17 protein-coding genes are annotated in these 20074 nt (G+C 66.0%); 4 read left to right on the forward strand and 13 right to left on the reverse strand.

Annotated elements, in window-relative coordinates; genetic code table 11:
* Nucleotides 1-11: 11 nt before the first annotated feature.
* From BVH73_RS04600 to BVH73_RS04615, 4 genes are all read right to left on the reverse strand, one after another.
* Nucleotides 12-560, reverse strand: a complete 549-nt coding sequence (locus BVH73_RS04600; protein ID WP_079416499.1) for a response regulator transcription factor — start codon at nucleotides 558-560, stop codon at nucleotides 12-14.
* Between the two features lie 11 nt (nucleotides 561-571).
* Nucleotides 572-1870 carry an ATP-binding protein gene (locus BVH73_RS04605; protein ID WP_079416501.1) on the reverse strand — a complete coding sequence of 433 codons (1299 nt, stop codon included), beginning with the start codon at nucleotides 1868-1870 and terminating at the stop codon, nucleotides 572-574.
* A 322-nt stretch (nucleotides 1871-2192) separates the two neighbouring features.
* Nucleotides 2193-3176, reverse strand: a complete 984-nt coding sequence (locus tag BVH73_RS04610; protein WP_079416503.1) for a quinone oxidoreductase family protein — start codon at nucleotides 3174-3176, stop codon at nucleotides 2193-2195.
* Between the two features lie 10 nt (nucleotides 3177-3186).
* Nucleotides 3187-4401, reverse strand: coding sequence for an MFS transporter (locus tag BVH73_RS04615; RefSeq protein ID WP_079416505.1), 1215 nt, complete (start codon nucleotides 4399-4401; stop codon nucleotides 3187-3189).
* Nucleotides 4402-4860: 459 nt separating this feature from the next.
* On the opposite strand from BVH73_RS04615, the gene BVH73_RS04620 reads away from it, so the two are divergent.
* From BVH73_RS04620 to BVH73_RS04635, 4 genes are all read left to right on the forward strand, one after another.
* Nucleotides 4861-5571 carry a response regulator gene (locus tag BVH73_RS04620; RefSeq protein WP_079416507.1) on the forward strand — a complete coding sequence of 237 codons (711 nt, stop codon included), beginning with the start codon at nucleotides 4861-4863 and terminating at the stop codon, nucleotides 5569-5571.
* Nucleotides 5568-6938 carry an ATP-binding protein gene (locus tag BVH73_RS04625; RefSeq protein WP_079416509.1) on the forward strand — a complete coding sequence of 457 codons (1371 nt, stop codon included), beginning with the start codon at nucleotides 5568-5570 and terminating at the stop codon, nucleotides 6936-6938. Before BVH73_RS04620 ends, BVH73_RS04625 begins: the two co-directional genes overlap by 4 nt.
* A 364-nt stretch (nucleotides 6939-7302) precedes the next feature.
* Nucleotides 7303-8094 carry a 3-hydroxybutyrate dehydrogenase gene (locus BVH73_RS04630; protein ID WP_079416511.1) on the forward strand — a complete coding sequence of 264 codons (792 nt, stop codon included), beginning with the start codon at nucleotides 7303-7305 and terminating at the stop codon, nucleotides 8092-8094.
* Between the two features lie 10 nt (nucleotides 8095-8104).
* The gene (locus tag BVH73_RS04635) at nucleotides 8105-9307 is read left to right on the forward strand and encodes a patatin-like phospholipase family protein (RefSeq protein ID WP_079416513.1); all 1203 of its coding nucleotides are present in this window, start codon (nucleotides 8105-8107) and stop codon (nucleotides 9305-9307) included.
* A 33-nt stretch (nucleotides 9308-9340) separates the two neighbouring features.
* On the opposite strand, the gene BVH73_RS04640 is transcribed toward BVH73_RS04635, so the two are convergent.
* The 9 genes from BVH73_RS04640 to BVH73_RS04675 all read right to left on the reverse strand — a co-directional run bounded on the left by BVH73_RS04640 (nucleotide 9341) and on the right by BVH73_RS04675 (nucleotide 20067).
* Entirely contained in the window at nucleotides 9341-10288 is a 948-nt protein-coding gene (locus tag BVH73_RS04640) for a hydrogen peroxide-inducible genes activator (protein ID WP_079416515.1), read from the reverse strand.
* 84 nt (nucleotides 10289-10372) lie between these two features.
* Nucleotides 10373-12484 carry an ATP-dependent DNA helicase RecG gene (gene recG / locus BVH73_RS04645; protein WP_169836750.1) on the reverse strand — a complete coding sequence of 704 codons (2112 nt, stop codon included), beginning with the start codon at nucleotides 12482-12484 and terminating at the stop codon, nucleotides 10373-10375.
* A gap of 10 nt (nucleotides 12485-12494) precedes the next feature.
* Nucleotides 12495-13664 (reverse strand): deoxyguanosinetriphosphate triphosphohydrolase, encoded by a 1170-nt coding sequence (locus tag BVH73_RS04650; RefSeq protein ID WP_079416519.1) that lies wholly within the window; start codon nucleotides 13662-13664, stop codon nucleotides 12495-12497.
* Entirely contained in the window at nucleotides 13661-14779 is a 1119-nt protein-coding gene (gene aroB, locus BVH73_RS04655) for a 3-dehydroquinate synthase (protein WP_079416521.1), read from the reverse strand. The genes BVH73_RS04650 and aroB overlap by 4 nt, the downstream gene beginning before the upstream one ends.
* A gap of 297 nt (nucleotides 14780-15076) precedes the next feature.
* Nucleotides 15077-15589 (reverse strand): shikimate kinase, encoded by a 513-nt coding sequence (locus tag BVH73_RS04660; RefSeq protein WP_079416523.1) that lies wholly within the window; start codon nucleotides 15587-15589, stop codon nucleotides 15077-15079.
* 79 nt (nucleotides 15590-15668) lie between these two features.
* A complete protein-coding gene (locus BVH73_RS15700; protein ID WP_154048423.1) occupies nucleotides 15669-16550 on the reverse strand; it encodes a hypothetical protein in 882 nt (293 codons plus the stop codon).
* 27 nt (nucleotides 16551-16577) lie between these two features.
* Nucleotides 16578-18824, reverse strand: coding sequence for a type IV pilus secretin PilQ (locus BVH73_RS04665; RefSeq protein WP_079416525.1), 2247 nt, complete (start codon nucleotides 18822-18824; stop codon nucleotides 16578-16580).
* A complete protein-coding gene (locus tag BVH73_RS04670; RefSeq protein WP_079416527.1) occupies nucleotides 18821-19387 on the reverse strand; it encodes a pilus assembly protein PilP in 567 nt (188 codons plus the stop codon). Before BVH73_RS04670 ends, BVH73_RS04665 begins: the two co-directional genes overlap by 4 nt.
* A complete protein-coding gene (locus BVH73_RS04675; RefSeq protein ID WP_079416529.1) occupies nucleotides 19384-20067 on the reverse strand; it encodes a type IV pilus inner membrane component PilO in 684 nt (227 codons plus the stop codon). The genes BVH73_RS04670 and BVH73_RS04675 overlap by 4 nt, the downstream gene beginning before the upstream one ends.
* Nucleotides 20068-20074 lie beyond the last annotated feature (7 nt).

The raw sequence follows: 20074 nt of genomic DNA on the forward strand, positions 1-20074 counted from the left end.
CAGCCACCGCTTCAGCGTGCAGCCGGGTCTGAGGACGTTTCGCGTACCGGATGTTTCAGCAGCTTGCGCTGCAGGGTGCGGCGGTGCATCTGCAGCGCGCGGGCCGTGGCGGAGATGTTGCCGTCATGCTCGGCCAGCACTTTCTGGATGTGCTCCCACTCCAGCCGCTCGACCGGCAGCGGCTGGGCCGTCACGGGCCGATCGGCCTCGGGCGCGTCCTGCTCCAGGGCGGCGAGGATGTCGTTGACCGTCGCCGGCTTGGGCAGATAGTTGGTCGCGCCAAGCTTGATGGCATCGACCGCGGTGGCGATGCTGGCGTAGCCGGTGAGCAGCAGAATGCGCAGCGCGGGGTAGGCCTCGCGCAGCGGCGCGATCAGGGTCAGACCGCTGTCGCCGGACAGGCGAAGGTCGAGCACCGCAGCGTCGAAGGCGGCCGCGCCGATGAGCGCTCGGGCGGCCGACGCCGAATCGGCATGCCAGACCGCAATGCCGCGGCGCTCCATCGAGTTGCGCGTGGCCGCGGCCAGGGCGGAGTCGTCTTCGACCAACAAAAGATTCATGGGCTTGTCGTTCAAGTGGGAGTTTGCGCACGCGGCCATTGCAGGGTAGCGCTCAGCCCGCCGCCCTCGCGCCGCGACACGGTAAGCGTGCCGCCGAGGCGCTCGATGCCGGCGCGGGCCAGCGCCAGGCCCAGGCCGCGCGCCTCGCCTTTGGTGCTGACGAAATCGTAGCCCGCGCGCGCCAGGCGGTCGTCGGGCAGTCCGGGGCCGCGATCGAGCACGCTGACCCGCAGAAAGGCGGCCTCCCATTCGGCCTCCACGGCCACGGCGTCGGGGCTGGCGTCAGCGGCGTTGTTGAGCAGGCTCACCAGCGCGGCGTTCAGCCCCGCGTCCACCCGCAGCTCCGGAGGCGCCCCCGCCGTGAGCAACGCCAGATCCGCCTGCGATTGCGGACGCATGAGGTGCCAGTGCTCCAGCGTCTGCTCCAGCCAGTGCGCCAGCGTCTCGGTCTGGCCGCTGCGGCTGCGGGCGGCGCCCGCAGCCGCGGTGATGTGACCGAGCACCGTGCGGATCTGCGCCACCTGCGCCTGCATGCGCTGAAGCTCGGGGCCAAGTTCGTCATCACCGGCGTAGTCGGCCTGCAAATCGTCAACCGTCATCGCCAGGGTGGACACAGGCGTGGCCAGTTCATGCGCTGCAGCCGCGGCCTGCATGCCCAGAGCGAACAGATGCTGATCGCGCAGCGCGACCTCGCGGCTGCGCGCCAGTTCGACCTCGCGCTCGCGCAGCGCCGCCGACAGCCGCGCCACCACCGCCGCCACCAGCAGGGCGGTGATGAGAAAGTTGCCCCACATGCCCGAAAGGTGCTCGCTCAACACCCCGGTCATCATGCCGCAGGCCTCGGTCTGCGGCGCGGGGAAGAACGACAGCAGCGAATACAGCAGAATCACCGTGGCCGTCATGATCCAGACGTAGAGCCAGGGCAGAGCCACGGCGCTCAGAATGAGCGGCACGAGCAGCAAGAAGATGATGGGGTTGACCTCGCCCCCGCTCCAATACACCAGCAGGGCAAGAATGAGGGCGTCGGCCAGCAGATGCACAAAGCCGCCGAAAGCCCCCAGCCCTCGGGCGCTGCGGCTTTGCCGCCAGAGCACCAACCCCAGCCCTGCCTGCAGGCCGATCAGCCCGAGCACTTTGTAGAGCGGCCAGGTGATGTCGAGGAAGTGATGCGCCCAGGGCAGCACGGCCAGTTCGGCCAGCAGCATGACCACACGCGCGGCCAGCAGACGGGTCAGGGTGACGGAGGGCAGCGGAGGCGTCGCCCCAGAGCGGATCAGCGGGAGGTGCGGCAGGCGGGAGGACATCGGCATGGCCGCATTCTAGGAAGCGTCCCTGCACCGCCGACAGGCGGTTGCCCCCACCTGCGGCAATGTGTCGCAGGCCTGAGCCTTGCGCCCGGGCTTGCGGCGGATGGCTCCGGCAAGAAGAGGAATGAACGCGTCATGGGCCGCGCCATGCACGGCCGCCCCCAACCTCCCCGCAGCGTGGGGGAGGAACAGTCTTGCTCCTTCGCCAATCGCGGGAAGGGCCGGGATTGCGCATCTTCCCCCTCCCAGCCTCCCCCACGGTGTGGGGGAGGAGCGTTCCCCCTCCCCACGGGTGGGGAGCCGCTTCAAACGTCGACCCGCCGGATCAATGAGGCAGCAGCACCGTCGAACCGATGGTCTTGCGGGCTTGGAGATCACGATGGGCCTGGGCGGCATCGGCCAGCGGGTAACGCTGGTTGATGTGAATCTGCACTTGCCCGCTGCGGATCAGGGCGAACAGCGCATCGGCCATCTGCTGCTTCACCGCCGGATCGGCCATGTGCGTGCCGAGCGTGGGGCGGGTGACATAGAGCGAGCCGGCAGCGGCCAGGTCGGTGATCGTGAACGGCGGAACCGCCCCCGAAGCATTGCCGAAGCTCACCATCAGACCGAAGGGCTGAAGGCAGGCGAGCGAACGCTCCCAGGTATCGCGCCCGATGGAGTCGTAGACGACGGGTAGGCCGCGCCCTGCGGTGAGGTCCTTGACCCGGGCGACGAAGTCGTCGTGGACGTAGTCGATGGCGTGGGCATAGCCGTTCTCCAGCGCCAGCGCGCATTTCTGCGCCGACCCTGCGGTGCCGATCAGCGTCGCGCCCATCGCCCGCGCCATCTGCCCGGCGATCAGCCCGACCCCGCCGGCCGCGGCGTGGAACAGCGCCACGTCTCCGGCCTGCAGGGCCCGCGTGCGATGCAGCAGGTAATACGCCGTCAGACCCTTGAGCATGCTGGCCGCGGCCACCTCGAAGGTGATGTCGTCCGGCAGCTTGATGAGCGGCGCCACCGGCACGATGCGCCGCTGCGCATAGGCTCCCGGCGTGCCGGTGCAGTAGCCCACCCGGTCGCCCACGGCGACTTCGCTCACGCCCGGCCCCACCGCTTCGACCACCCCGGCCGCCTCGCCGCCCAGGCTGCCGGGCAGCGGCTGCGGGTAGAGCCCGGTGCGGTGATACACGTCGATGAAATTCAGTCCCACCGCCTCCTGGCGCACCAGCACCTGGCCGGGACCGGGCGCGCCGAGTTCCAGCTCGCGCCATTGCAGCACGTCCGGGCCGCCGTGTTGATCGAATCGAATCGCATGGGTCTTCGTCATGTCTCGTCCTTTATCGTGAAGGTTCATGCAGCCCCAGCCAGAGGGCCGCAAGGCAAAGCAGCGCCAGCAAGGCGGCCAGGCTGAACAGCGTGCCGGAGCCCAGGGTCTGCCAGAGCCAGCCCGCGCCGATGGCGGCAATCAGTTGCATCAGCCCGATGGTCAGGTGATACAGACCGAACGCCGTGCCACGCAGGTCAGGCGGCGCGGATTCGGCCACGGCTGCGGAGAGTAGTCCCTGCGTGAGCCCCATGTGCAGCCCCCACAGCGCAACCCCCAGCCAGAACCCGGGCATTCCCAAAGGCAACACACCGCCGAGCAACACCATGGCAAGCGCCAGCACGGCCAAGCCCAGACCGAACAGCCGTTTGCGCCCCCAGCGCGCCGCCAGCAGCCCCACCGGGTAGGCCGACAAGGCATAGGCCAGCGACAGCACCAGCGTGACCAGCGCGATCCACGCCACCGAGACGCCGATCTGGTCGCCCCGCAGCACCAGAAACGCCTCGGTCAATCGCGCCAGGGTGAACAGCGCCGCCAGCGCGACGACTCGCCAGAACGCCGGGGGCAGTTCGCGCGCCGCACGCCAGTCCCATGCCTTTCGGCCCGCCTGGGCTGCGGCCGCGTGCACCCTCACCCTCCGAGGCTCGCGCACGCCGAAAATCAGAATCGCCACGGCGATCGCCGCCGGGATCACCGCGAACCACAGCACGAGGCGCAGCTTGTCGGCATAGACGGCCAGCAGGCCGATGGCCGCCAGCGGCCCGAGCACGGCGCCCACGGTATCGAGACTCTGCCGCAGGCCGTAGGCGGCGTTGCGCTGCCCGGGGGGCGTGGCATCGGCCACGAGCGCGTCGCGCGGCGCCCCGCGCAGGCCCTTGCCGATACGGTCGATGAAGCGCGCCGCGATCACCTCGCCCGCCCCGGAAGCCATTGGAAACAGGGGCTTGGTCAGGGCCGACAGCCCATAGCCGGCCACGGCCAGCGCCTTGCGCGAACCGAGGCGGTCGGACCAGGCCCCGGAGGCCACCTTCAGCATCGAAGCCGTGGCCTCGGCGACGCCCTCCACCACGCCCACGCTGAGCACGCTCAGGCCCAGCACCGTGGTCATGTAGACCGGCAGCAAGGCATGAACCAGTTCGGACGACATGTCCATGAACAGGCTGACGAAGCCCAGGAGCCAGACCGTGCGGGACAGGCGATTCACGCGGGACGGGTCGGCAAGGGGCATGGGCAAGCTCGTGGCTGTTGGCTGACGGCAGCGTACCTGCCGACGTCATGGACCCGGGATGGAGGATGAGGGTTCCATGGGCAACGCCTGCGACACAGACTCCCCCCCCGGCCTCCCCCACGAGGTGGGGGAGGAGTAGAAGGCGCTGCGCGTGATCCGCATAAGCCCTCCCGGCCTCCCCCACGGGGTGGGGGGATGAGTAGAAGGCGCTGCGCGTGATCCGCATAGGTCCTCCCCGCCTCCCGCAGCGTTTGGGGGAGAAGCCCCGTCTTGCTCACTCCCCACCCGTGGGGAGGGCCGGGGTGGGGAGCCGCCTCAAACATCAGCATGCCCGCTTCCAAAGGCAATGCCCCGATCCTTGCACGAAAGCGCGCCAGAAGCTTGTGCTGCATGGCCTTAAGTGCAGTCTAAGCGCGGGCCGCTACAGTTTGAGCTGTCTGCATTCGCGGTTCGCGTCCCATGCGCCTGCTCCTGGTTGAAGATGACATGATGATCGGCGAGAGCGTGCTCGACGCCTTGCGCGGCGAGGGCTATGCCGTCGACTGGGTGCGTGACGGCGCGCTCGCCGACTCGGCGCTGCGCACCGAGCAGTACGACCTCGTGCTGCTCGATCTCGGGCTGCCGAAGATGGACGGCATTGCGGTGCTCAAGGCCTTGCGCGCGCGGCGCGAAACCACCCCGGTGCTCATCGCCACCGCGCGCGATGCCGTGTCGGCGCGCATTACCGGGCTCGATGCCGGGGGCGACGACTATGTGCTCAAGCCCTTCGATCTCGACGAGCTCTCCGCCCGCATCCGCGCCCTGCTGCGCCGGGCCGCCGGGCGGGCCGAGCCGGTGTTCAGTTTTGGTCGCATCAGCCTGAATCCGGCCACGCACGAAGCCTTGCTCGACGGCGAACCCGTGGCGCTGTCGCAGCGGGAGTGGGCCGTGCTCGAAGCGCTGATCGCGCGGCCCGGCATGATTCTGTCGCGCACCCAGCTCGAAGAAAAACTCTACAGCTGGAAGGACGAGATCTCGAGCAATGCGGTCGAGGTCTATGTGCACAGCCTGCGCAAGAAACTCGGCCCCGACCTGATCCGCAACATTCGCGGCATGGGCTACATGATCGCCAAGGAACCCGCTGCGCGCCCCAACCTGGTCGAGGGCGGCGGCACAGGAGACGCCGCGTGAAATCGCTGCGCGCCCGGCTGCTGCTGCTGCTCTCGGTGGCCGTCACCCTGGCGGCGCTGGTGCAGGCGCTGGCGGTGTTTCGCAACGCCATGAACGAGGCCGATGCGGTGTTCGACTATCACCTTCAGCAGCTCGCGCTGTCGCTGGCCAGCGGCGATATGGGCCTGCCCGGCTTCGGCCCCGATGTGAGCGCGGGCAACAATGTCGACTATGTCGTGCAGGTCTGGGCGCCCGACGGCAAGCGCATCTATGTATCGCGGCCGCGCAGCGATCTGCCCAGTCAGGCCGTGCTCGGCTACACCAATGTGCAGGTGGGCAACGATCAGTGGCGCGTCTTTTCCATGCAGGCCGGGGGCCGCACCATTCAGGTCGGCCAGAGCACCGCCACACGGCAGGCGCTGGCGCTGGGCTTCGCGCTGCGCTCGATCTGGCCCATGGCCGTCATCGCCCCGCTGCTGCTGCTGGCCGTGGCCTGGGTGGTGCGCCGTTCGCTACGGCCGCTCAGCGATCTGTCGCTTGAACTGGAGAGCCGCGCCGCCACCAGCTTCGACCCGCTCGACCCGCACCCCGTGGTCAGCGAAATGCGCCCCGTGGTGCGCGCGATGAATGGGCTGTTCGCCCGCACCCGGCAGGCCTTCGAGACGCAGCGCATGTTCGTGGCCGACGCCGCGCACGAACTGCGTTCGCCCCTGGCCGCGCTCAAGGTGCAGGTGCAGATGCTCGGGCGCGCGCACGACGACGGCCAGCGCGGCGTGGCCCTGGCCCGGCTGGAAAGCGGCATCGACCGCGCCAGCCATCTGGTCGAACAACTGCTGCTGCTCGCACGCAACGAATCGGGCGCCGAGGAGGCCCTCGGCACCGTGAGCCTGCTCGACGCCGCCCGCCTGGCGCTGTCCGACACCGCCGAGCTCGCCCAGACCCGAGGGGTGGACGCCGGGCTCGAAGACGCCGAAGACTGCGCCGTGCTGGCCCCGCCGGACGGTCTGCGCATCCTGGTGCGCAACCTTGTGGACAACGCCTTGCGCTACACCCCTGCCGGAGGCCGTGTCGATGTGCGCGTGCGCCACGAGATGCAGGCCGTCAATCCTGCGTCTGCCGCGCCGCAGCGCGTGGCCGTGCTCGAAGTGAACGACGCCGGCCCTGGCATTCCCGTGGAAGAGCGCGAGCGCGTGTTCGACCGCTTCTACCGCCGCGACGGCAGCCCGGCCGGCGGCAGCGGCCTGGGCCTGGCCATCGTGCGCAGCGTGGCCGACCGCTGCGGCGCCCGCGTGGAACTCGGCACCGCCGATCTGGGCGGATTGCAGGTGCGGGTGGTGTTTCCAGCGGTGCATGCCGTGCACGCAGAGCAGCGCAGCGGCGCCGATTGATCAGGCATGGAGAAGGAGGAACGGGTCATGGGCCACGCCATGGAACGACCTCCGCCTCCCAACCTCCCCCACGGCGCGGGAGAGGCGTGCTGGCTCCCTCTCCACTTGTGGGGAGGGCCGGGGTGGGGCGCTGTTTCAAACTTCAGCGTGCCGGCTCAATGGGCACGCTGAATCAAGTTCCCGCGATGGCGCGCCTGCTTGCGAGGCGCGCGAGACTTGTTCAGCGTGGCCCTGCCGGTTTCAGACCCGGTTAAGGCCCACCGACCATGCTTTGAACAGGGACCCGCGCCGCACTTGCCGCAGCGCAGCAAGTGGGCTTCAATCGGGCTTTGCCTTCCTTTTCATTTCTCACGGAGACCCCCTGATGACCTCAACGCTCAGCCTCAAGGACAAAACTGCCATCGTCACCGGTGCCGCCAGCGGCATTGGCAAGGAAATTGCCGAAACCTATGCCAAGGTCGGCGCCAAAGTCGCCATCGCCGACCTGAACCTCGACGCCGCCAACGCGGTGGCCGAGGCCATCAACAAAGCTGGTGGACGGGCCATGGGCGTGGCCATGAACGTGACCGACGAAGCGCAGGTGAACGCCGGTTGCGAGGCCGTGGCCAAGGCCTTCGGGCCGGTGGACATCCTGGTGTCGAATGCCGGCATCCAGATCGTGAATCCGATCGAGAACTTCGCCTTCGCCGACTGGAAGAAGATGCTCGCCATCCATCTCGACGGCGCCTTTCTCACCACCAAGGCCGTGCTTCCGGGCATGTACGCCAAGAAGGGGGGCGTGGTCATTTACATGGGTTCGGTGCATTCGCACGAGGCCAGCAAGCTCAAAAGCGCCTACGTCACCGCCAAGCACGGCCTGCTCGGGCTGGCGCGCGTGCTCGCCAAGGAGGGCGGCCCCAAGGGCGTGCGCTCGCATGTGATCTGCCCGGGCTTCGTGCGCACCCCGCTGGTGGACAAGCAGATCCCCGAACAGGCCAAGGAGCTGGGCATCACCGAAGACGAAGTGATCAAGAACGTGATGCTCAAGGACACCGTGGACGGCGAGTTCACCACGACGCAAGACATCGCCAGCCTCGCGCTCTTCCTCGCCGCCTTCCCCACGGCCGCACTCACCGGGCAGTCCATCATCGCCAGCCACGGCTGGTGCATGAACTGAAGACACGGTCATGAGCGCTACCGCAACCCGCAGAAAGCCGCGCGCCCCCATCGCCACGCCGTCGTGCCGCGCCGATGCGATCTTGGCCCAGGTGCGCAACTACGACCGCGTGGCCCTGGTGCTGCAAGGTGGCGGCGCGCTCGGGGCGTATCAATGCGGCGTGGTGCAGGCGCTGGAAGATTGCGGCGTGCATCCGAACTGGGTGGCCGGCATCTCCATCGGCTCGATCAATGCGGCGCTCATGGCGGGCAACGCGCCGGGCCAACGCACGGCCGCCCTGCAAAACTTCTGGGAGACGGTAACCCAGCAGCCGATTCTGCCCACGCTGCCGTGGGAGCATGGTGCCGCGCTGGGCTGGATTCCGGAGTCGCTGCAACCTCAGCTCGCCGCATGGCAGGGTCTGCGCGCCATTCTCGAAGGTCAGCGCGGATTCTTTCTGCCGCGCTGGCCCCTGGGCGGGCAGCGGCCCGGGCAGGCCAGCTTCTACGACACCGCGCCGCTGCGCGATACCCTCACCCGGCTGATCGATTTCGACCGGCTCAACAGCGGCGAAACCCGCATCAGCGTGGGCGCGGTGAATGTGCGCACCGGCAATCTGGTGGTGTTTGACAGCGCCGAGATGCGCCTGGGTCCGGAGCACATCATGGCCTCGGGCGCGCTGCCGCCGGGCTTCGCCGCGGTGGAGATCGACGGCGAGTTCTACTGGGACGGCGGGCTGGTGTCGAACACGCCCTTGTCGCAGGTGCTGGGCGGCCACCCCAGCCATCACACCCTGGTGTTCCAGGTCGATCTGTGGAGCGCGGAGGGCGAGGTGCCGCAGACCTTGCTCGACGTGGCGGAGCGGCAGAAGGACATCCAGTACTCCAGCCGCACGCGCGCCATCACCACCACGCTGCAAAAGGCGCAGCAGCAGCGCCGCATCCTGCGCGAGTTGCTCGACCGCATTCCCGCCAGCCAGCGCAAAAACGACGCACTGTGCCGACAGGTCCGCGAGATGGCACAGGACAAGCGCTACAACGTCATCCACCTGATCTACCGCGACAAGGCCTTCGACGGTCAGGGCAAGGATTTCAACTTCGGCCGCGCCGAAATGCGGTCCCACTGGCAAAGCGGCCTCGACGACATGCACCGCACGCTTGACCACCCGGACTGGTTCGCCCTGCCCGGGGCGGAACTGGGCTTTGTCACCTACGACGTCCATACCCAGGCCTGAAGCGCCGAACGGCCCAGACGGAAGCCGCGCCGATCAGGGCGTGAGCATGGTCACGCCCCGCAGATCGCAGGCCATGATGGCCTGCCGCAGCGCGACAATGGCCTGGTGCCGGGTAAAGCTCTTGCGCCACACGAGCACCACGCGGCGCGTGGGCGGCGGTTCGTCGAAAGGCACATAGCAGACGTGATCGGTGCTGGGGTCGGCCGCATGCGGCACGTCCTGTCGCGGCACTGACAGTTTGGGCACCACGGTGATGCCCATGCCCGAGGCCACCATATGTTTGATGGTTTCGAGCGACGAGCCCTCGAAGCTCTTGCGTATGCCTTCTGAACTCGGGGAGAAACGCGCAAACTCCGGGCAAACTTCGAGCACATGGTCGCGAAAACAATGGCCCGTGCCCAGCAACAGCATGGTTTCGTCCTTGATGGCCTCGGCGCTCAGCGCCTTGCACTGCGCCATGGCATGGCCGCGCGGCACAGCTACGACAAAGGGCTCGTCGTACAGCGGCGAGACCGCGAGGCCCTGGTCGGGAAACGGCTCGGCCAGAATCGCCGCATCGAGTTCGCCGGTGCGCAACATTTCCAGCAGCCGGGTGGTGAAATTTTCCTGCAGCAGCAAAGGCATCTGCGGGGTGCGGGCGATGACATTGCGCACCAGTTCGGGCAGCAGGTAGGGGGCCACGGTGTAGATCACGCCCAGCCGCAGCGGTCCGGCCAGGGGGTCTTTGCCGCGCTTGGCGATTTCCTTGATCGAGGCGGCCTGCTCGATGACGCGCTGGGCCTGCTCGACGATGGATTCGCCAATGGGCGTCACGCTGACTTCGTTGCCGCCACGCTCGAACAGGCGCACATCCAGCTCGTCTTCGAGCTTCTTGATGGCGACGGACAAGGTGGGCTGGCTCACGAAACAGGCCTCGGCGGCCCGGCCGAAATGTCGCTCGCGAGCGACGGCAACGATATAGCGCAATTCTGTCAGAGTCATAGAAAGAATTAAAACAGAAACCCTGGCGGATTGTGCTAGTCAATGTATCCAGCCGCCGCCAACGGGCGGCCGTGCAGACCACGCTCAGGCGCTCAACCAGTCGAAGCCCTCGCCCAGCCAGCGCGCGACATGCTGCCGGGCGGCCTCGGGCGCGCTCTGCAACAGGCGCTGCGCGGTATCGCGCGCGGCCTCAAGCAGGGTGGCGTCGAGGGCGAGATCGGCATAACGCAGGCCGGGCACGCCCGACTGCCGAAGACCCAGCAGTTCGCCCGGGCCGCGCAGTTCCAGGTCTTTCTGCGCCAGGGCGAAGCCGTCGGCGAGCTCGCGCATCGCCGCCAGGCGCTCGCGCGCCGTGGGTGACAACGGCGAGGTGAACAGCAGCACACAATCGGACTGCGCCGCGCCGCGCCCGACCCGCCCGCGCAGTTGATGCAGTTGCGACAGGCCGAAGCGCTCGGCGTGCTCGATGACCATGAGGCTGGCGTTGGGCACGTCCACCCCGACTTCGATCACCGTGGTGGCCACCAGCAGGCCGATCTCCCCGGCGCTGAACGCCTGCATGGTCGCGCGCTTCTCGCCCGCCTTCATGCGCCCGTGCAGCAGGCCGACGCGCGCTGCCGCCTGCCCGGGAGCCGCCAGCGCGGCGCTGAGTTCGGCATGGGTGGCGACGGCGTTCTGCAGATCCAGCGTCTCGCTCTCTTCCACCAGCGGGCAGACCCAGTAGGCCTGTCGGCCTTGCGCGATCAGCCCGCCCACCCGCTCGATGAGATCGTCGCGCCGCTCGGCGCTGACCACGGTGGTGCGCACGGGCGAGCGTCCCGGCGGCAGGGTGTCGATGGTGGAGACGTCCAGGTCGCCGAACATCGCCATGGCCAGGGTGCGCGGGATGGGCGTGGCGCTCATCATCAGCAGATGGGGCTGGAGCCCACTGCCCTGCGTACCCGCGAGCAGGCTGTCGCGCAAGGCCAGGCGCTGCGCCACGCCGAAGCGATGCTGCTCATCCACGATGGCCAGCGCCAGCCGCGCAAAGCGCACCTGAGCCTGAATGACCGCATGGGTGCCGAGCACAAGTTGGGCCTGGCCGCTGGCCACCCGCAGCAACTCGGCCTCGCGCTCCTTGCGGCTCTGGCTGCCCGACAGCCAGGCGACGCCCACGCCCAGGGGCTCCAGCCAATCGGCGAGCTTGCGGGCATGCTGGGCCGCGAGAATTTCCGTGGGCGCCATGATGGCGCACTGCCAGCCTGCGGCCATGGCCTGCGCCGCCGCCAGCGCAGCCACCACGGTCTTGCCGCTGCCCACATCGCCCTGCAACAGCCGGTGCATGGGCGCCGTCTGCGTGAGGTCGGCCGAAATCTCGGCCACGCAACGCTCCTGCGCGGCGGTGAGGGTGAACGGGAGTGCGGCCCGCAGTCGCTGCGGCAGGGGGGCATCGCCATCGGCCACGGGCAGGGCCGGCGACTTCCGGCGCAGGCGCTGCGTCCGGGCCTGCTGTTGCGCGAGTTGCTGGGCCAGGAGCTCGTCGAACTTGAGGCGGCGCTGCGCAGGGTGCTCCCCGGCCTCCAGCGCCGCGAGCGCGGACGATGGGGGCGCATGCAGGATGCGCAGACTTGCCGCCAGATCGGGCAGATGGTGCCGCGCCCGCTCGTCTTGCGGCACGGTGTCGCGGCCATCCAGGCGCTGGAGCGCGCCGGCCACGGCCTTGCGCAGATAGCTTTGCGGCAAGCCTGCCGTGGTGGGGTAGACCGGCGTGAGCGTGGTCGGCAAGGGCGCATGCTCGTCCACGGTCTTCCAGCCCGGATGCACCATCTCCCAACCGAACAAGCCCTGTCTGACCTGGCCATGCACCCTTAGCCGGACCCCGGGCTGCAGGGTCTTGAGCTGATGGGGATAGAAGTGGAACAGCCGCAGGGTCAGGGTTTCCTGCGCCGAACCCGCATCGCGCAGGTGCACCAGCAGTTGCCGCCGTGGCGCCCGTCCCTGCGCCTGGGCATCGATCACCACGGCGTCGGCGGTGACGACCGCACCGTCGCACAGCGCGTCCAGCGCGGTGAGCCGGGTTTCGTCCTCGTAGCGCAGGGGCAGGTGCAGCGCGACGTCCCAGTCGCTGCGCAGACCGAGACGCTCCAGCGCTGCGCTACGGGCGCCGCCGGATCCGGCAGGCCTGGGAGACTTGGGAGACCTGGGTGACGCGCTCACATCGGACTCGTCAATACACCGGCCAGTCGCGCATGGAAAACAGCCGCTGGTGCTCGCGGATGGCGAAGCGGTCGGTCATGCCGGCCAGGTAGTCGGCGATGGCCCGGGGCTGGCGCGCGGCGTCGTCGCGCTGATAGGCACGGGGCAGCAGCCGCGCATCGGCACGATAGGCCTCGAACAGTTCGGTGAGCAGGCGCTGGGCTTTGGTGGTGTTGCGCAGCACGTCGGGATGCCGATAGAGGCGGTGCAGCAGCACGTGCTGGAGTTGCTGCAACTGCTGCTGCACGGGCGCGCTGAACGAGGCCAGCGGCGGCGCCGCGCGCACGGCGTCGGGCGAATCGACGCCGGCCTGACCGACGCGCCGGGTCGTTTCATCCACCAGATCGCCGATGAGCGACGAGATCATGCGGCGTATGGTTTCGGCCACGCGGCGGCGCCCCTGCACGGCGGGGTAGGCGCGCTGAACGGCGTCGAGATGCCCGGCGAAAAAGGGCACCGTCTGCAGTTCCTCCAGGTCGATCAGACCGGCGCGCAGGCCGTCGTCGATATCGTGATTGTTATAGGCGATGGCATCGGCCAGGTTGGTGATCTGCGCTTCCAGACTGGGTTGCCCGCCGTGCAGAAAACGCAGCCCGATCTCGCCCAGGTGCGGCGCGTTGCGGCGTGAGCAATGCTTGAGCACGCCTTCGCGCGCTTCAAAGCTCAGGTTCAGGCCGTTGAATGCGGCGTAGCGTTCTTCCAGCGTGGTGACCACGCGCAGCGATTGCAGGTTGTGCTCGAAGCCGCCACCTTGCGGCGCGTATTGCCGCATGCACGCGCCCAGAGCATCCTGACCGGCGTGGCCGAAGGGCGTGTGTCCCAGATCGTGCGCCAGCGCCAGGGCTTCGGTGAGGTCTTCGTTCAACCGCAGGGCGCGAGCGATCGACCTCGCGATCTGCGCCACTTCCAGGCTGTGGGTCAGGCGGGTACGGAAGAGATCGCCCTCATGATTGAGAAACACCTGGGTCTTGTATTCCAGGCGGCGAAAGGCCGTGCAGTGGATGATGCGGTCACGATCGCGCTGATAGCCGGTGCGGTCGGAAGCCGGCGGTTCGGCGTGCTCGCGTCCGCGCGAGGTGGCGTCGCTGCAGGCATAGGCCGCGAGGACCGAAGCCTGCAGCGTCTGGGCCGCGACAGTCATGCGGAGGCCGCGGTCTGGTGCGGCTGCAGAGGGGTCTGCAGGTGCGCAGCAATGCTGGCCTGCGCTTCCTCCATCGGCGCCGCCCGCAAGACCGGCCGCCCCAGACCGGCGAGCAGCACGAAGCGCACTTCACCGCCCTCGGTCTTCTTGTCCACCTGCATCCACTCGGCCCAGCGCTCGGCGCCCAGATCGGGAGCCCGTACAGGCAGGCCCGCGCGGGCGATCAGCCGGGCCAGCCGTTCGGCGTCGGCGGGCGCGAGCAGGCCCAGCCGCACCGACAGGTCGGCGGCCAGCACCATCCCGGCGCCCACCGCCTCGCCATGCAGCCAGTTGCCATAGCCCATGCCGGCTTCGATGGCGTGACCGAAGGTGTGTCCGAAATTGAGAATGGCGCGCAGCCCGGCCTCGGTTTCATCCTGCGCCACCACATGCGCCTTGATCCGGCAGCAACGCGCCACGGCCTCGGCCATCGCGGCATCGTCCTGCGCCATCAGCGCGTCGATATGCAGTTCCAGCCAGTCGAGAAAATCCACGTCGGCAATCGCGGCGTGCTTGATGACTTCGGCCAGGCCTGCCGACAGTTCCCGCGGCGGCAAGGTGTGCAGGGTGGCCAGATCGGCCACCACCAGCCGGGGCTGGTAAAACGCACCGATCATGTTCTTGCCCAGCGGGTGGTTGATCGCAGTCTTTCCGCCCACCGAGGAGTCCACCTGCGCCAACAGCGTGGTGGGCACCTGCACGAAGGGCACGCCGCGCATATAGCTGGCCGCGGCGAAACCCGTCATATCTCCGATCACCCCGCCGCCCAGGGCGAACAGCGTGGTCTTGCGATCGCACTGGTGACGCAGCAGATCGGTGAAGATCTGATTGAGCGTGTCCCAGGTCTTGTACTCCTCGCCATCGGGCAGGGTGCAGCGCAGCACCCGCGCAAAATGCGGCTGCAGACTCTGCTCCAGCCGCGCCGCATACAGAGGGGCTACCGTGGTATTGGTGACGACGAGTGCCGTACCCTTGGGAGCGGACACTGCGGCAAAGGTGTCGGGCGCATCGAGCAAACCGGTTGCGATCCGGATGTCATAGGCCCGACTGTCGAGTGCGATACGAACGGTGGTCATGTGGAAATCCTGTTCAGGGTGCCCGCGGGTCTGGGTACAGTCGGCGATAACCCGACTTCTCCTGCTCGTCGAGCCCGCGCCTCAAACCGACGACGAGGCGAGCAAGCGCCTGGGACCGCGCGACGTCTGGTCCAACGCAAGACACGATTGTAGAAAGCCGGGCCGAAGCGCGGTTCGAAGGTCTTTGGCAAGGCCTCTGCGCGTGGCAGAGCGCCACCCAAGACTGCACTCCCCGCTGGCACCGCCCCTCTACGAGAACGGCCCATCGGCCGCACCGGCAGCCCCGAAAAAACCGATTCAGCCCACCTGCCCCGCCGTGGGCAGCACCCCGGCAAGCTCGAGCTGCATCTGCACCATATTCGTCAGCAGCGCCGGAGAAGGGCGTCCCGTATCCATCACGAAATGGGCCGTCTCGCGATACAGGGGATCGCGCACCCGGAACAGCTCCTGAAGCTTGGTCCGAGCATCACCCTGCTGGAGCAAGGGCCGGGTTCGATCGTGCCGCAGTCGGTGGGCAAGATCGTCGGGGCTGGCGCGCAGATAGACCACCGTACCCCGTTCGCGCAAGGCCTTGCGGTTCTCAGGCCTCAGCACAGCCCCGCCGCCGGTGGCGAGCACGATGCCGTCACGCTGCGTCAGCGCGTCGATGGCGCGCGCTTCGATGTCGCGAAACCCTGCCTCACCCAGCCGAGAAAAAAGGGCTGCAATCGTGCAGCCCTGCTCGCGCTCGATCTCATGGTCGCTGTCGATGAACCGAAGGCCAGCGCGCTGTGCGAGCGTCCGGCCAACAGTTGTTTTCCCAGCGCCCATGAGACCTACAAGGAAAATACAAGTCAATGAATTGCCTTAATAAAAGCCACACCTTGAATATCGCAGCGCAAATTAGGCTTTAATTAACTTGCACACTCACAGATTGACTTGCAATAATAATGCCATTTCGGGTCAGTGTAAAAATAACAATGTCTGTCCCCGCCCGCCCACCAGAAATGTATGTTGGTTCTGCCTGTCCTGATTGATCGGTTGTGTTGATCAACGTCGGAGATACTGTTGCACTTTGCGTAAGAAAACCTGGCACCACAGCCACAGGTGGATTGCCCAAATAGGCTGCTGAGTTGGAGCTACCAAGTGCTGATGTGACAGTCAGATTGGGGACAACATTTCCATTGGAATCCTTCACGGTAATTGTGAATGGAATGGCCTCATTTACCGTCTGCATGGCTCCAGAAACACTATTACTGGAAACATTCTGCGGGGTGTTTGGACTAACTGTCATTGTGAAGTTACTCGTGGTAGCTTGCACATCAAGATTTACTGAGGCAGTTGCAACATTCCCCGCAGCATCCGTGACTGTTGCAGTCACGATGTCGGTTCCACTACTCTGATTTCCTGCAGTATACAAAGTAGCAGCTTGTCCGCCAGCACTCGTATTTGCAGAATCCACCGTAAGATTCGCGTTTGATATATTCGCTGAAAATGCAAACGTCACTACCTGATTGGCAACAACCGCCCCAGTAAGCTTGTTATTCACCGTCGCAATCAGTACCGTGCTTTGACCACTAGCAATACTCGAAGAATTACCCCCGCCAGCAACGATCAAGTTAATAGTTAACGCTGTGCTTCCGGAAATTGTTCCCGATCCAGCAGAGCCACCGTTAGCACCAGTTCCGACCAGCGGCGTTCCGCTCGCCCCCCCCCCGCCACCACATCCCGCCAGGGTAACAAGGGCGACCACCCCTACAGCGATCTTGAAAAGATTATAAATTTTAAACATGGAAGCAGCCCTCTAATTTAATTTATCTTAATTTCCTACCATATCGGCATTCGTCACGATTTTTGGCGTCAGGAAAACCATCAATTCGTTTTTATTATACATCTTGCTATTGTTTTTGAAGAGATTACCCAATACCGGAATATCACCCAGCAGCGGCACCTTGTCGGTTTGATTCTGTTCGGTGGATGTATAAATACCTCCGAGAACCACAGTCCCTCCGTTTTCCACCTGGACCTGAGTGGTCACGGTATTGGTATTGATGGAAGGCACGCCAGCCGTCGAAGCGCCAGGGCTGTCCTTGTGGATCTCCACATTCATGATGACATTGCCGTCGGGCGTGATTTGCGGGGTGACATCCAGACTGAGCACCGCCTTTTTGAAGGTCACGGAAGTTGCGCCGCTGGACGTGGCTTCCTGGTAAGGAATTTCCGTACCTTGTTCGATGGTGGCTTTGCTCAGATCGGCCGTGATCACGCGGGGCGAAGAAATGATCTTGCCTTTGCCATCGGCCTCCATCGCGGAGAGTTCAAGGTTGATGAAGCGGTTTGCTGCCGCATTGAACAGGCTGATGCCCAGTGAACTTGGGGTTGCGCCGGCCAGAAGGCTGCCGGCCAATCCGAACGCTGGAAGGTTGACGAACTGCGAGTCGGCAAGCGTGGCGGCGGACGAGCCGGGTTGGTTTGTCTGGTTGGCTACGCCGAGGTAATCGCCAGAAACCGTCGCATTCGTACCGCCCCCCAAATTGACCCCGGGCACACCACCTTGAAGACCGCGAGCGTCGAGGAAACCCAGCTTCACACCAAGGCTGCGCCCGAACTGATCGCTGGCCTCAACGATGCGGGCTTCAATCATGACTTGGCGGACGGGCTTGTCGATCTTCGAGATCAACCGGGCCACCTCCTCCAGCTTGGAGGGGATGTCGGTGACGAAGATTTGATTGGTACGCGGATCGGCCAGCACCGTGCCACGCGGCGACAGGATGCGTGTCGTAGGCGCAGCGGCCCCTGCCAGACCGGGAAGGGCGACCGGGCCGGGGGCGGCGGCCGCACCGGACTGCGCACCACCCGCGGCGCCCGTCAGCATGCCCACCACGGTGGCGGCCTTCTGATAGTTGAGCTGGAAGGTTTCGGATTTGACGGGTTCGAGATCCTGGAGCGATTTCTTCGCTTCGAGATCAGCTTTCTCACGAGCCAGAATTTCGTCGCGAGGGGCAATCCAGAGCACATTGCCCTCCTTGCGTTCGCCCAGACCCTTGGCGCGCAAAATGACCTGCAGTGCCTGATCCCACGGCACATCCTTCAGGCGCAGCGTGAGGTTGCCCGTGACGGAATCGCTGACGACCACGTTCAGGTGCGTGAAGTCGGCGAACACCTGCAGCAACGAGCGGACGTCGATGTTCTGGAAGTTGAGGGACAGCTTCTGGCCATGGAAACCGGGCCCGTTGCCCTGCACCAGCGCATCCGGATTGGGCTGGGTACGGCGCAGTTCGACCACGAACTGGTCGTCCGCCTGATAGGCGCTCTGCTCAAAGTCGCCGTTGGGCTGGATGACCATGCGCACCTTGTCGCCCATCTGGAACGTGGTGATGGAGGTGACGGGCGTGGCAAAGTCGGTGACGTCGAGGCGGCGGCGCAGATCGGGCGGCAGCGAAGTCTTGAGGAAATCGACGACGATGTTCTGGCCCTGCTGGTGAATATCCACACCCACCTGATTGTTGGGCAGCCCTACGATCACGCGGCCCGCACCATCGGCGCCGCGCTTGAAGTTGACGGCACGCAGCGCCACCTGCTGGGTGTTGAGGTTGTCGGCAAAGTGCACTGTTTGCGCCTGAGGGGCGCCGGTGGCCGCTGATGTGACCGCAGCCTGTTCGTGGGTGGCGTTCAGCAGAACCAGGAGGCGATTGCCTTGCAGCTGCGTCTTGTAGGTTGCCGACTGGCGCAGATTGAGCACCACACGGGTACGGCCTTGCGCCTGCACGACGTTGACCGCGCGCAGATTGCCTTGTTCGAAGTTGACGGTCTGACGATCTAGCGCCGAATCGACCCCAGGGAAGTCGAGCACGATGCGGGCCGGCTGGTCGATCACGAAGCCATTGGGCGCCGCGGCCAGGGGCTGGGCGAGCTGAATCTGCACCACCGTTTCCGAGCCCTGGCGGCTTGCGCTGACGCTCTGAATGGCGTTGCCCGCCGCCAGCGCGGGCGCGGACCAAGTGCCCAACACGGCTGCCATGGCCAACAGTGCGGCCCCCAAATGCCGTTTGAAAGGCGTCTTCATGGTGTGCTCTCCTGCAATTGAAGGGTTGCCGGCTGTTCGACCCAGTCGCCTGTGGCGTCTTGCACCAGCTCCCTCAAATCGACTTCGCTATCGGTGATCTTGATGATTTTTCCGAAGTGCTGGCCGGCGTATTCGCCGACGTGCGCCCGGTACAGCAGATTGCCCGCCTTGAGCAGCGCGTACTGCTGACCTTTGATCTTGACGCTGCCGACCATCTGGATCTGGTCGAGCGAGTAGGCCTCAAGCGGTTGTTTGGGTCGCGCCAGCTCGGCCTGCAGCATGGGATTGAGTTGCTGCACTTCCTGTTTGGCACCCACTTCGAGCTTGGCCGTGGAAAAGGGATCGGTGCCGGTCGCCGGGTCGTAAACCGCGGGGATGAACGGCTTGGGGGGCTCGATGGGCTTGATGCGCGGGTGCATGCTGGCGCGCTGTTGCGCCATCCATGCCCGCAGGTCTTCATGCTTCTGGCCACAAGCGGACAGCAGGACTGCGCAAAGCGCAGCCGCGGCCATCAGGCGCATACGCGGGCTCAACAGACGCGGGCTGAGGTCATGCAGGCTCATTTCGCCCCTCCCGGTTTCTTGGCTTTCTGGGCCTGCGCGGCGATCTCATCGGCGTCGAGATACCGGAAGGTCTTGGCGGTGGCATCCATCACCATGGGGGCACCGGTCTTGCCCGTATTGGCCGTCAGGCTGATGTTGTTGAGCGTCACGATGCGTGACAGCTTGGCGATGTCGGTGGCAAAGCCCGCCAGATCGGTGTAGCCGCCCTGAAGCTTGATGGAGATCGGCAGCTCGGCGTAGTAAGGCTTGACATCGACCTGCCCCGGCTTGAAGAGTTCAAACTGCAGGCCGCGCCCGATACCGGCCTGGTTGATGTCGGAGAGCAGGGCGTCCATTTCCGCCTTGCTCGGCAACTGCTTCTCGAGCAGCGCGACATACTGCTGCACCTGGGCTTTCTGCGCCTTGAGCAGATCGAGGCTGACGGCCTGTTCGAGCTTGCTGCGATATTGCTCACGCAAGCTCTGCTCCTCTTTCTGGGCCGAGGTGAGTTCATCGCGCGTGCCCGATAGCCAGGCGTACCAGCCCAGACCGAGTGTCAGCAGAAAGGCCACCGCGTAGACCGTGTTGCGCGGCCAGACCGGCCAGGCGCCGGGGTCGTTGGGATTGAGACCCCGAAACTGCGCCGAGATGTCCTGAAACATTCCGTTCAGGTCGATTTTTGAGAATTTGGAGCTCGCCATGGGTCGC

Source organism: Thiomonas intermedia (genome assembly GCF_002028405.1).
GTDB lineage: Bacteria > Pseudomonadota > Gammaproteobacteria > Burkholderiales > Burkholderiaceae_C > Thiomonas > Thiomonas intermedia.